At 34.6% G+C, this 12,266-nt stretch carries 13 protein-coding genes; 9 read left to right on the top strand and 4 right to left on the bottom strand.

Annotation, left to right across the window (positions count from 1 at the left end; all coding sequences use genetic code 11):
* Together VLC96_RS02700 and VLC96_RS02705 are read left to right on the top strand one after the other, a co-directional pair.
* On the top strand, nt 1–964 hold a 964-nt coding region (locus tag VLC96_RS02700; protein ID WP_325260515.1), incomplete at its 5' end, for an NADH:flavin oxidoreductase/NADH oxidase.
* 107 nt (nt 965–1,071) lie between these two features.
* On the top strand, nt 1,072–2,112 hold the full coding sequence (locus VLC96_RS02705) for a Gfo/Idh/MocA family oxidoreductase (protein WP_325260516.1): 1,041 nt from the start codon (nt 1,072–1,074) through the stop codon (nt 2,110–2,112).
* 251 nt (nt 2,113–2,363) lie between these two features.
* On the opposite strand, the gene gdhA is transcribed toward VLC96_RS02705, so the two are convergent.
* Nucleotides 2,364–3,707 (bottom strand): NADP-specific glutamate dehydrogenase, encoded by a 1,344-nt coding sequence (gene gdhA, locus VLC96_RS02710; protein ID WP_325260517.1) that lies wholly within the window; start codon nt 3,705–3,707, stop codon nt 2,364–2,366.
* A gap of 279 nt (nt 3,708–3,986) precedes the next feature.
* On the opposite strand from gdhA, the gene VLC96_RS02715 reads away from it, so the two are divergent.
* Complete coding sequence (locus VLC96_RS02715; protein WP_325260518.1) at nt 3,987–4,769, top strand: THC0290_0291 family protein; 783 nt, start codon at nt 3,987–3,989, stop codon at nt 4,767–4,769.
* A gap of 73 nt (nt 4,770–4,842) precedes the next feature.
* Here the strand turns inward: VLC96_RS02715 and VLC96_RS02720 are convergent, their stop codons facing one another.
* Together VLC96_RS02720 and VLC96_RS02725 are read right to left on the bottom strand one after the other, a co-directional pair.
* Nucleotides 4,843–5,991, bottom strand: coding sequence for a cystathionine gamma-synthase (locus VLC96_RS02720; protein ID WP_325260519.1), 1,149 nt, complete (start codon nt 5,989–5,991; stop codon nt 4,843–4,845).
* 24 nt (nt 5,992–6,015) lie between these two features.
* Nucleotides 6,016–6,471 (bottom strand): DinB family protein, encoded by a 456-nt coding sequence (locus VLC96_RS02725; protein WP_325260520.1) that lies wholly within the window; start codon nt 6,469–6,471, stop codon nt 6,016–6,018.
* Nucleotides 6,472–6,544: 73 nt separating this feature from the next.
* On the opposite strand from VLC96_RS02725, the gene VLC96_RS02730 reads away from it, so the two are divergent.
* The 4 genes from VLC96_RS02730 to nadD all read left to right on the top strand — a co-directional run bounded on the left by VLC96_RS02730 (nt 6,545) and on the right by nadD (nt 9,213).
* Nucleotides 6,545–6,901: an arsenate reductase family protein gene (locus VLC96_RS02730; protein ID WP_325260521.1), complete on the top strand. Its 357-nt coding sequence runs from the start codon at nt 6,545–6,547 to the stop codon at nt 6,899–6,901.
* A 107-nt stretch (nt 6,902–7,008) separates the two neighbouring features.
* Nucleotides 7,009–7,869 carry a YicC/YloC family endoribonuclease gene (locus VLC96_RS02735; RefSeq protein WP_325260522.1) on the top strand — a complete coding sequence of 287 codons (861 nt, stop codon included), beginning with the start codon at nt 7,009–7,011 and terminating at the stop codon, nt 7,867–7,869.
* Nucleotides 7,870–7,942: 73 nt separating this feature from the next.
* Nucleotides 7,943–8,515, top strand: a complete 573-nt coding sequence (gene gmk / locus VLC96_RS02740; RefSeq protein WP_325260523.1) for a guanylate kinase — start codon at nt 7,943–7,945, stop codon at nt 8,513–8,515.
* A gap of 86 nt (nt 8,516–8,601) precedes the next feature.
* Nucleotides 8,602–9,213, top strand: a complete 612-nt coding sequence (gene nadD, locus VLC96_RS02745; protein WP_325260524.1) for a nicotinate (nicotinamide) nucleotide adenylyltransferase — start codon at nt 8,602–8,604, stop codon at nt 9,211–9,213.
* On the opposite strand, the gene VLC96_RS02750 is transcribed toward nadD, so the two are convergent.
* Complete coding sequence (locus tag VLC96_RS02750) at nt 9,214–10,110, bottom strand: LysR family transcriptional regulator (RefSeq protein ID WP_325260525.1); 897 nt, start codon at nt 10,108–10,110, stop codon at nt 9,214–9,216.
* A gap of 91 nt (nt 10,111–10,201) precedes the next feature.
* Here VLC96_RS02750 and VLC96_RS02755 point away from each other — a divergent pair, with 91 nt between their 5' ends.
* Together VLC96_RS02755 and VLC96_RS02760 are read left to right on the top strand one after the other, a co-directional pair.
* Entirely contained in the window at nt 10,202–10,969 is a 768-nt protein-coding gene (locus tag VLC96_RS02755; protein ID WP_325260526.1) for a type 1 glutamine amidotransferase domain-containing protein, read from the top strand.
* Nucleotides 10,970–11,065: 96 nt separating this feature from the next.
* Complete coding sequence (locus tag VLC96_RS02760; protein WP_325260527.1) at nt 11,066–12,229, top strand: iron-containing alcohol dehydrogenase; 1,164 nt, start codon at nt 11,066–11,068, stop codon at nt 12,227–12,229.
* The last annotated feature ends 37 nt before the right edge of the window (nt 12,230–12,266 follow it).

Consider the following 12,266-nt stretch of genomic DNA (forward strand, 5'->3'; position numbering starts at 1 on the left):
CAATAACTGGCACTTAGTACACCTTGGAAGCCGTGCAATTGGTGGCGCAGGACTCATCATTCAAGAAGCTACAGCCATTTCTCCCGAAGCAAGAATTTCTCCATCCGATTTAGGTATTTGGAGCGACGATCACATTAAAAAACTAAAAAAAATCACCAAGTTTATCAAAAGCCAAGATGCAGTTCCAGGAATACAATTAGCACATGCCGGAAGAAAAGCCAGCGTTTCGTCTCCTTGGTATGGCAACAAAAAACTCCCACAAAACCAAGGCGGTTGGGAAACAGTTGCACCAAGTGCAATACCTTATCATGACAATGAACAAGCGCCAACAGCATTGGACACAACGGGAATTAAAAAAGTAATTTCCGATTTCAAATACGCAACCCGTAGAGCCGTTCAAGCCGGATATCAAGTAGTAGAAATTCATGGAGCACACGGTTATTTATTGCATCAATTTTTATCCCCTTTAACAAATATTAGAACGGACAAATATGGAGGCTCATTCGAAAACCGCATCCGATTACTTTTGGAAGTTCTTCAGGCTGTACAAACAGAATGGCCGAAAGAGCTTCCATTATTAGTAAGAATCTCAGCTACCGATTGGGCAGACAATGGATGGAATGTTGAAGAATCTGTTGTTTTATCAAAAATATTAAAAGAAAAAGGAGTCGATTTAATCGATGTTTCATCAGGAGGATTGGTATCACATCAGCAAATTCCTGTAGGGCCAGGTTATCAGGTTTCTTTTGCTGAAAGAATTAAAAATGAAACTGGAATTTTGACTGGAGCCGTAGGCTTGATCACCACTTCTCAACAAGCCGAAGAAATCGTTGCTACTGGCAAAGCAGATCTTGTTTTATTCGCCAGAGAATCACTTAGAAATCCAAATTTAGGATTGGATTTTGCAAAGGAATTAGGCGTCGATGTGCAATGGCCAAAACAATATGAAAGAGCAAAAATCTAAACACAAAAAAAACACGAATTACACAAATTTGCACGAATTAGGGTTTAACAAAATGTGTGAGCTTTTAAATTAATGTGAATTAATATTTATCTTTTTATACAACCAATATGCAAAAAATAAAAACCGCACTATTATCATACGGGATGTCTGGAAAAGTCTTCCATGCACCTTTTTTAGAATTTCATGAAGGATTTGAATTGCTTGGTTCCTGGGAAAGAAGCAAACAATTAATTCAATTGGATTATCCAAATGTGAAAAGTTACGCCACTTTAGAAGAAGTCCTTGAAAGTGACGCTGATCTGATAATTGTAAATACGCCAGTAGGTACTCATTTTCAATATGCTAAAGAAGTTTTGTTGGCCGGAAAACATGCTGTGGTCGAAAAAGCATTTACAACCACAGTTGCCGAAGCTCAGGAATTAAGGGATTTGGCAAAAGAAAAAGGATTGAAACTTTCAGTGTTTCAAAACAGAAGGTGGGATAGCGATATTAAAACCGTAAAGCAAATTGTTTCAAGTAAAGTTCTTGGAGAATTAGTAGAAGCTGAATTCCATTTTGATCGCTACAATCCTATTCTGAGTCCAAAAGTGCATAAAGAAACTACCAATGCTGGTGCCGGAATTCTAAAAGATTTAGGTCCACACATTATTGATCAGGCATTGTATTTATTTGGATTTCCCCAAAGTGTTTTTGCCGATATCCGAATAACCAGAGAACATTCGTTGGTTGACGATTGGTTTGATATTTCACTTTTTTATCCAGATTTCAGAGTGAGACTGAAAGCTAGTTTTTTTGTAAAAGAAGCCAATCCCGCTTATGTCGTTCATGGTAAAATAGGCTCTTTCCTGAAACCTCGTGGCGATGTGCAGGAAGATGAATTGAAGTTGGGGAAAAAACCGAACCTAGATTCCTGGGGAACAGAACCAAAAGAATTGGAAGGATTATTGCATACGGAAATAGAAGGGAAAATAATTAACGAAAAAGTTCCAACGCTCCAAGGAAACTATTATGATTATTTTGATGGCGTTTATCAATCAATTGCAAGCGATCAATCTGAGCCCGTAACGGCGCAAGATGGAGTTCATGTGATGCAAATTATTGAAGCAGCGATTCAAAGTAATGATCAAAAAAAGGTTGTTGAGTTGTAATTTGTTGCAAACTTACCTTTTAGCGGCAAAATGTCTCGTTAACCGCTCGAGTGAGGGATGGAAGCAAGCTACCGAAGTAGCGCGTACAGCCCGACAGCATCCTGATAAAAGGGCGTATACGCGCAAAGTGAAATTGCCCTTTTATCAGGATGGTGGCACTCCCTAATACAAATCATTGCCAAAAAAAATGCCTCTATCGTTTATGATAAAGGCATTTTTTAAAGGCATTTTTTTTTAATTAATATCTGCAATTATACCACTCCTTGAGCAAGCATTGCATCGGCTACTTTTACGAATCCGGCGATATTAGCGCCTTTTACATAGTCAATATAACCCGTTTCATCTGCACCATATTTTACGCATGAAGTGTGAATGTCGTTCATGATAGTTTTTAATCTTTCGTCAACTTCTTCAGAAGTCCAGCTTAAACGCAATGAATTTTGTGACATTTCAAGTCCTGAAGTTGCTACTCCGCCTGCATTAGATGCTTTTCCTGGAGCGAATAGAATTTTGGCTTTTTGGAAAACAAGGATTGCTTCTGGCGTAGAAGGCATGTTTGCACCTTCGGCAACACATATACAGCCGTTGGCTACAAGCGTTTTTGCTTCTTCTTCATTTAACTCATTTTGGGTTGCGCAAGGTAAAGCAACATCACATTTTACTTCCCAAGGACGTTTACCATCAAAATATTTTGCGTTTGGATATTTCACAACGTAGTCGCTAATTCTTCCTCTTAACTCATTTTTAATTTCCATTACATGAGTTAATTTTTCAGCATCGATTCCGTCTGCATCATAAATATACCCCGCAGAATCAGATAATGTTACTACTTTAGCTCCTAATTGAGTTGCTTTTTCTGCAGCATATTGTGCAACGTTTCCAGATCCTGAAATTGCTACCGTTTTCCCTGCTAAGCTTTCTCCTCGAGTTGCCAACATATTTTGTGCGAAATAAACATCTCCGTATCCTGTTGCTTCCGGACGAATTAATGATCCTCCGTAAGAAATTCCTTTACCTGTTAAAACTCCTGTGAATTCGTTTCTTAATCTTTTAAATTGTCCAAACAAATAACCAACTTCTCTACCTCCTACTCCAATATCACCTGCAGGTACATCGGTATCAGCTCCAATATGTTTTGATAATTCTGTCATGAAAGCTTGACAAAAACGCATTACCTCATTATCTGATTTGCCTTTTGGATCAAAATCTGATCCTCCTTTTCCTCCACCCATTGGTAAAGTCGTTAAACTGTTTTTGAAAGTTTGTTCGAAAGCTAAGAATTTCAAAATGCTTAAATTAACCGAAGGATGAAAACGAAGACCTCCTTTATAAGGTCCGATTGCAGAATTCATCTGAACTCGATATCCTCTGTTTACTTGTGTTTCTCCCTTATCATTCATCCAAACTACACGAAACATAATGATACGATCTGACTCGACCATTCTTTCTAAAAGCATTTTGTTTTGATATTTTTTGTTCTGTTCGATGAACGGAATTACTGTTTCAGCTACTTCTGTAACAGCTTGCATAAATTCTGGCTCATTGGGATTTTTTTTGGCAACTAATTCGATAAAATCGGTAATATTTTGTGACATAATTGATTAGATTATAAATGTTCTTTATACTTTTTGTTAGTCCTACAAATATACATCTTATCCAAACATTTTGACTTTATTTTACCTTAATTAGAATAAAATTATCTTTTTATTAATGATTTATTACAAAAAATATAAATAAAACAATCCTTTTACGAAATCGATATAGTTTTGATGATGAATGTAAAAAACAAACCTATTTTTGATTTTTTTTTAATTAACTAAGTCTATCTTAGTAGTTTTTATATCTTTGCCCTTGTCTTGATAATGCCTCCTATTATGATCAAATTAAAATTAATTGCATTCTTTTTGTTAATTGGCCTACCATTTAATTCCTTTTCCCAAGCAGGAATCGCCCATGAGGTTGGTTTAGTTGCTGGTACTGTTCAATTTCGTTCCGATTATGGACAAAGCGATAATTCAGAAACCAATTTTAAAAATAACGGTTTCCAAATTGGACTTATTGACTATATGAACTTTTCATATACTGATTATGTAAACAATTATTTTAAAGAACATTTTAAAATAAGAAATGAGTTCTCGTACAGTAAATCTACTTTGCAACATTATGGCCAATGGGTTGAAAAAAACACTCTTCCAGCACAACAATTAAAAGCGATGCGAGGTACTTCTCAATTAATTAATTTAGGTACTCAGCTTGAATTTAGCTTTATTCATATTCACGATTATGAAAACACAATTGGAAGTTTTGATCCTTACATAGCTATTGGTCCACAAATCAGTTATTATACTGCAACAGCAACCTCTGAATTAGGAGAGCTTGGAAATCCGCTTACTACTTATCCAAAGTATTTAGTTCCTTCAGATGGGCGTCCTCATGGATATTCTAATGAAAGTAAAGCTGTTTTTTCTGCGGCTTTGAATCTTGGAACTCGTTATAGACTTAACACTATGTCTGATCTTATATTAGACATAAGAGCTCAATATTTCTTTTCGGATTGGGTAGATGGTCTTAATCCTAACAAAGATATTTATAAAGAAAATAGTAAAAATGATGCGCTCCTTTTTCTAGGACTTGGATATCTTTTTTACTTAGACTAAAAAATAGAATTTATCTCAAAAAAAATCCCAACCTAAAATTAGCGTTGGGATTTTTTGATTTTGGAAATATTTATTAAGTCAATGCCTGAACTAAATCATTAATTAAATCTTCAGCGTCTTCGACTCCTACGCTTAAACGAACTAAATCATCCGTTATTCCAATCTCTTTTCTTTTGTTCTCTGGAATTGATGCGTGAGTCATCAAAGCTGGATGATTGGCTAGTGATTCGACACCTCCTAATGATTCGGCCAGTGTAAAAACTTTTAGCTTTTCCAGAAACTGAATTGCATCTTCTTTTTTCCCAGAATTAAAAGTAAAAGAAACCATTCCACCAAATCCACTCATTTGTTTTTTGGCAATATCATGAAACGGATGATCAGGTAATCCCGGATAATATACCGTTTTTATTTTCGGGTGATTGTTTAAGAATTCGACAACTTTGGCTCCATTTTCGCAATGCCTTTGCACTCTTAAATGAAGTGTTTTTATTCCTCTTAGTATCAAAAAACTATCCATTGGCCCCAGAGTTGCGCCTGTGGCAAATTGTTGAAAATGCAATTGATGTCCAAGAGCTTCATCTTTTACAATCAAAGCTCCAGCAATAACATCTGAATGTCCGCCTAAATATTTGGTTGCAGAATGCATTACTATATCTGCTCCCAAATCCAATGGTTTTTGCAAATAAGGTGTCGCAAAAGTATTATCTACTGCAAAAAGAATATTGTTCGCTTTAGTGATTTTGGCAATCTCTTCAATGTCGGCTAATTTCATTAACGGATTAGTTGGTGTTTCTGCCCAAACCAATTTGGTATTTTCATTTATTAATGCCTTGAGATTATTCAAGTCATTCATATCTATAAAATGAAATTTAATACCTGAATCTTTATAAATACGGGTAAACATTCGATATGTTCCTCCATATAAATCATCCATGGCAATAATTTCATCACCTGCTTTAAAAGATCGTAAAATACAATCTGTTGCTGCCAATCCTGATGAAAAAGCCAGTGCACGGGTTCCGTTTTCAATACTTGCCAATGCATTTTCCAACGCTGTTCTCGTTGGATTGGACGCCCGACTATACTCATAATCTGGGTTCAGAGGCTGCCCTGGACTCGTTTGCACAAATGTCGAAGTTTGATAAACAGGAGGCATTACAGCTCCAGTACTCGGATCATGATGTTGACCTCCATGAATGACTTTAGTATTGAATTTCATCATATCTTTTTTAGATTTTTTCTATGTTTAGACGAATTTTCGAATGCTCAACATTATTCCTAAATGCAAACCTTCGTGAAAATTATTAAAGTGCAAAGCTCCCACAGTACTTTCCAAAACAAAACCTGTCGAAGTTGGATATTCTTGATAATTTACAAAAAGACCATTGTTGAAATCAACTTCAGTTTTGTGCAAAGTATCAAACAATAATGCTTGTATTTGGTCTGCTTCGGCTTGTGTTACATCTTGTTCAGGTTTGGTTCCTTTTCGGTATTTATCAACCATTTCCTCAGAAACCATCATAGGTAATCCTGATAATTTATAAACTAATAATTGTTGTGTCACAATGACGTGGCCAATATTCCAAATTAAATTATTGGTAAATCCTTCTGGAACTTTATTTAATTGGTCTAATGTATAATTTTCAAAATAAGCATTTAGCATTTTTCTACTCGTCCTATTTACTTCAAATGTATCTTTCATAATTTTTATTTTTGCATAAAATTAAACATTTTAAACATCTAATGTTTTCCTTTGCAGTCAAAAACAAAACAAAATGAACAAAATATACTATCTCTCTTCTTGTGACACTTGCCGAAAAATTATTAAAGCGCTTCCTGAAAATCACAACTTGGCTTTTCATGACATCAAGCAAAATCCAATCACTATTGAAGAATTGGAAGAAATGCATCGCCTTGCCGGAAGCTACGAAGCTTTATTCAGCAAAAAAGCACAATTATATAAATCGATGGATTTAAAGAACAAATCCCTAACCGAAGCGGACTATAAAAAGTACATTTTGGAACATTATACATTTATAAGTCGTCCGGTTTTTATTATCAATGACAAAATATACATTGGCAATAGCCAGCAAAATATCCATCAAGTTCATTTAGCTTTGGCCAATGTTTAGAGCTCGTTCAATTTTTTTAAATCTTAATTTTCAAAATTTAAACAGTTTTTTACTATACGTTAATTACTGATAACTTTCCGTATATTTGAACACTTTTATAAAAATATATGATACAATCAATGACGGGTTTTGGTAAAGCCACTTTGCAATTACCAACCAAAAAAATTACAGTAGAAGTAAAATCTCTTAATAGTAAAGGTTTAGATTTAAATGTACGAATGCCTTCGCTGTATCGCGAAATGGAATTAGGTTTGCGTAATCAAATCGCTTTGAAACTGGAAAGAGGTAAAGTCGATTTTTCTATTTTTATCGAAAGTACTGCAGAACAAACTTCGACCAAAGTCAATGTCCCTATCGTAAAAGCTTACATTAATCAATTGAAAGAAGTTTATGCAGATGCTGATGAAACTGAATTGATGAAAATGGCTGTCCGTATGCCTGATACCATGAAAATTGAACGCGAAGAAATCGATGAAGATGACTGGGCACAAATTCAAACTGCAATCGAAGAAGCGTTACAAAATATTTTAAATTTCCGCAAAGACGAAGGACAATCTCTGGAAAATGAATTCCAATTGAGAATAGCCAATATTCGTCAATATATGAATGATGCTTTGGCACTAGATCCAGAGCGCGTTCAGGCAATAAAAGACCGATTACATACTGCCATTGCTGAGCTAAAAGTAAATGTTGATGAAAACCGTTTTGAGCAGGAAATAATCTATTATTTAGAAAAACTAGATATTACTGAAGAAAAAGTTCGTTTGACCAATCACCTCGATTATTTCCTAGAAACCATCAAAGGAACAGAAGCCAACGGTAGAAAACTAGGTTTCATTACTCAGGAAATGGGCCGTGAAATCAATACCATGGGATCAAAATCGAATCACGCACAAATGCAAAAATTAGTGGTTCAGATGAAAGATGAATTGGAGAAAATTAAGGAACAAGTATTGAATGTATTATAAGTAAATAGTCTTCAACTTAGTCTTTAGTCCAAAAAAACTAATTACTAAGGACTAGGAACTAAGCATTAAAAAAATGAAAAAAGGAAAATTAATCGTATTCTCTGCACCATCAGGTTCGGGAAAAACCACTATAGTTAGGCATTTATTAAAGCAGGAAGATTTAAATCTGGAATTTTCAATTTCTGCAGCTACGCGTGAAGCTCGTGGTGAAGAAGTAGATGGAAAGGACTATTATTTTATGTCTTTGGCAGATTTTAAAAAACACATCAAAGCTGAGGATTTCGTTGAATGGGAAGAAGTATATCGTGATAATTTCTATGGTACCTTGAAAAGTGAAGTAGAACGCATTTGGGCTTTGGGCAAAAACGTAATTTTTGATATTGATGTTGCCGGCGGTTTACGTATCAAATCTAAATTCCCTGAAGAAACTCTGGCAGTTTTTGTAAAACCACCAAGTGTAGACGAACTCAAAAGAAGGTTAAAAGAACGCTCAACTGAAAGCGACGATAAAATCAATATGAGAATTGCTAAGGCGTCTGTAGAACTTGCAACTGCTCCACAATTTGATGTTATTATCAAAAATTATGATTTGGATATTGCTTTGGAAGAAGCGCATCAGTTAGTAAAAGATTTCGTGAAAGGCTAAAAAAACATTACACAAGAGATACACAAAGCATCACAAAATCTTTGCGTATCTCTGTGAAAAATCTCTGCTAAACTCTGTGAAATAAAATGAAAATCGGACTTTATTTCGGAACGTACAATCCCATTCATGTTGGTCATTTAATAATAGCCAACCACATGGCAGAACATGCTGGTTTGGATCAAATTTGGATGGTTGTTACGCCTCATAATCCGTTAAAAAAGAAAGCCACTTTACTGGACGATCATCATCGTTTGCAAATGGTTTATCTGGCAACAGAAGATTTTCCAAAAATAAAACCATCGGATATTGAGTTTAAACTCCCACAGCCCAATTATACTGTGAATACATTGATTCATTTACATGAGAAATATCCTGATCACGACTTTTCATTAATAATGGGTGAAGACAATCTAAAAACTCTTCATAAATGGAAAAACTATGAAGTTATTTTGCAACACCATGAAATTTATGTTTATCCAAGGCTTGAGGCTAAAGTCCGAACTGGCGAAGCATTATCTGCTGAACAAGGCAATATAGAGATAAAATCTCATCCAAAAGTCCACTTGATTGACGCCCCCGTTGTAGAAATTTCTTCAACTTTTATTCGGGATAATATTAAAAAAGGAAAAAACATTCAACCTCTTTTACCTGCAAAAGTTTGGGAATACATTGACCACAATAACTTTTACAAGAAATAATTAGCTTAAAACTTTATTCAATTCATTTTCTATATCCTGAAAAAATGAATTTAGATTACTGTTTTTACTCGATAACAAAAATACATCGGTACTTGGCATTCCATCACTGTTCCATATTAATTGCAATTTTTTAGATTCAATAAAGCTATTAGCATTTACATCCCAAGTAATGGCGATCCCATTATTTTTACTGAGGATTTCAAGCATTTCATATTCAGAAGGAATGATATAATTGGCAATAATCGAAGGTCTTTTTTTGGCAAAAACATGTAGCCAAAACAATTTAATATGAGGAATTCCGGCATCATGTGTAAACCATTTTTGCTCATTCAACCAGTTTTCAATAGCGGCATAATCTTTATTTTCTATTTCTTTTTGAAATAATGACAAATCTATACGAGGCGAGCCCACAATAATTTGTTTAATTGATCCTACCTTTTTTTGGATAGTATCAAATGTGTCTATTTTCTTCTTCACTATTGCAAAATCTAATTTTTTAGAATTTACCAAATCAAATAAATTATCATCTGTATTGAATGAAAAATCTATAAAATCAAATTTAGAAACCAATGCGCTTCCAATGCTAGTCATCAAATGTTTTGAAATGCCAACAGAAAGTAATCGGTTGGCATTAAACGCTTTAGATCTAAATCCATTTTCTACATTTTCAAGACGATCCAATGCATCAATGATTAAATTATTAAGTAACTTAGCATATTCTGTTGGCTCAACTCCTTTGGATTTCCTATTAAAAAGTTTGTAACCAACATGTGCCTCCAACATCACTATTTGCTGACTTACAGCTGGCTGACTAATAAATAATTCTTTGGCTGCCAAAGAAAAATTTCCGTTTTTATAAACAGATTTGAACGTTCTGTACCATTCTAAGTTTACCATGATATAAGTAAATTTATCACAAACATAATTTAAATTATTTTTATTAATATCATAGCTGTCATAAATTTGCTGAAACTAAATAAAATAAAACATGAAAAAAATAACTGTATTAACGATTCTGGCATTAACTGTAAGTTGCTTTACAGTAATTGCACAAAAACAAAACAAAAAGATGAAAAAAGTACTATTTGTAGTTACCAGCCACGATCAATTGGGTAACACCGGAGAAAAAACTGGATTTTGGACAGAAGAATTAGCTGCACCTTATTATGCTTTATTGGATAAAGGCATTGTTATTGACATTGCTTCTCCAAAAGGAGGACAACCACCTATTGACCCAAAAAGTTCTGATCCTTCATCAGCAACCGAAGACACAAAAAGATTTGATGCCGATAAAGAACTACAGGAAAAATTAAAACACACACACAAACTTTCTACTGTCAATCAAGCAGATTATGATGCTGTGTTTTACCCTGGTGGTCATGGCCCGCTTTGGGACTTAGCAGAAGACAAAAATTCTATTGACCTGATTGAGTCATTTTATACACATAAAAAACCAGTGGCTTTCGTTTGTCATGCCCCAGGTGCATTGAAAAATGTAAAAGTAAATGGCGAATTTTTAGTCAAAGGAAAAAAAGTAACCGGATTCACTAACACCGAAGAAGAAGCCGTTGGATTAAGTAAAGTTGTTCCTTTTTTATTAGAAGATGAATTGAAAAAAAACGGAGCAAGCTTCAGTAAAACTGATAATTGGAAAGCTTATGCTGTTGAAGACGGTTTATTAATTACTGGTCAAAATCCAGCTTCATCCAAATTGGTAGCAGAGAAATTATTGGCTCAATTAAATTCAAAAAAATAACAAAAAGTCACTAAGATTCTAAGAAGCTAAGTCCCTAAGTTTTAAAAATTAGGAACTTAGCTTCTCAGCAACTTAACATCTCTCAAAAAAAATACTATGTTAAATTTCGAATTATACAATCCCACCAAATTAGTTTTTGGAAAAGGACAAATAGAAAAATTATCTTCATTAATTCCTTCTAATGCTAAAATTCTTCTAGCTTATGGAGGAGGAAGTATTTTTAAGAATGGAATTCACGAGCAAGTTCGCAAAAGCTTAGAAGGATTTGAAATTATTGAATTTGGCGGAATCGAAGCTAATCCACATTTTGAAACTTTGATGAAAGCTGTTGCTATTATTAGAGAACAAAAGATCGATTTTATTCTCGCAGTGGGTGGCGGAAGCGTTATAGACGGAGTGAAATTTATCTCGGCTGCGGTTCCATTTGAAGGAGATCCAATAGATATTCTTAAAAAAAGAATCATTTTTAAAGAAGGCGCTTCGGTAATTCCGTTTGGAACTGTTTTGACTTTGCCAGCTACGGGAAGCGAAATGAATTCGGGTTCCGTAATAACCATTGCTGCAACTCATGAAAAATTAGATTTTGGAGGTTCTGCTATGTTCCCGAAATTCTCTATTTGTGATCCAACCGTCATTACATCATTGCCGAAGAGACAATTACAAAATGGCGTTGTAGATGCGTATACACATGTATTAGAACAATATTTAACCTATAAACACAGCGCTTTTTTACAAGACCGAATTGCAGAAAGCATTTTGCAAACGTTAATACAAGTTGGTCCCAATGTGGTAGAAAATCCATCCGATTATGAATTGGCATCAAATTTTATGTGGAGCTGCACAATGGCATTGAATGGATTGATTCAAAAAGGAGTTCCTACTGATTGGGCAACACACATGATTGGTCACGAATTAACTGCGCTATACGGAATTGATCATGCCAGAACATTGGCCATTATCGGTCCGAATTTATATAAAGTAATGTTTGATACCAAAAAAGAAAAACTAGCTCAATACGGAAAACGCGTCTTTAATTTAACCGGAACAGATGACGAAATTGCTTCAGCAGCTATCCAAAAAACCATAGCTTTCTTTCACACGATGGGGATGAAAACTTTACTTTCGGAAAATGCAGAAGATTTTGAGAAAACTGCCGATTTTATAGTTGACCGTTTTGAAAAAAGAGGTTGGAAAGCTTTGGGTGAAAAACAAAATATAACTTTGGAAAAAGTGAAAGAAATTGTATTAATGAGTTACTAATATTAATACAAAAGAGTCACAAAAGAAAAGGCGTTCT

It is taken from the genome of Flavobacterium sp. (genome assembly GCF_035456085.1).
Taxonomy (GTDB): Bacteria; Bacteroidota; Bacteroidia; order Flavobacteriales; family Flavobacteriaceae; genus Flavobacterium.

Coding starts and splice junctions, on each gene's coding strand:
- VLC96_RS02705 (WP_325260516.1), top strand. CDS start 1,072: ATGCAAAAAATAAAAACCGCACTATTATCATACGGGATGTCTGGAAAA.
- gdhA (WP_325260517.1), bottom strand. CDS start 3,707: ATGTCACAAAATATTACCGATTTTATCGAATTAGTTGCCAAAAAAAAT.
- VLC96_RS02715 (WP_325260518.1), top strand. CDS start 3,987: ATGATCAAATTAAAATTAATTGCATTCTTTTTGTTAATTGGCCTACCA.
- VLC96_RS02720 (WP_325260519.1), bottom strand. CDS start 5,991: ATGATGAAATTCAATACTAAAGTCATTCATGGAGGTCAACATCATGAT.
- VLC96_RS02725 (WP_325260520.1), bottom strand. CDS start 6,471: ATGAAAGATACATTTGAAGTAAATAGGACGAGTAGAAAAATGCTAAAT.
- VLC96_RS02730 (WP_325260521.1), top strand. CDS start 6,545: ATGAACAAAATATACTATCTCTCTTCTTGTGACACTTGCCGAAAAATT.
- VLC96_RS02735 (WP_325260522.1), top strand. CDS start 7,009: ATGATACAATCAATGACGGGTTTTGGTAAAGCCACTTTGCAATTACCA.
- gmk (WP_325260523.1), top strand. CDS start 7,943: ATGAAAAAAGGAAAATTAATCGTATTCTCTGCACCATCAGGTTCGGGA.
- nadD (WP_325260524.1), top strand. CDS start 8,602: ATGAAAATCGGACTTTATTTCGGAACGTACAATCCCATTCATGTTGGT.
- VLC96_RS02750 (WP_325260525.1), bottom strand. CDS start 10,110: ATGGTAAACTTAGAATGGTACAGAACGTTCAAATCTGTTTATAAAAAC.
- VLC96_RS02755 (WP_325260526.1), top strand. CDS start 10,202: ATGAAAAAAATAACTGTATTAACGATTCTGGCATTAACTGTAAGTTGC.
- VLC96_RS02760 (WP_325260527.1), top strand. CDS start 11,066: ATGTTAAATTTCGAATTATACAATCCCACCAAATTAGTTTTTGGAAAA.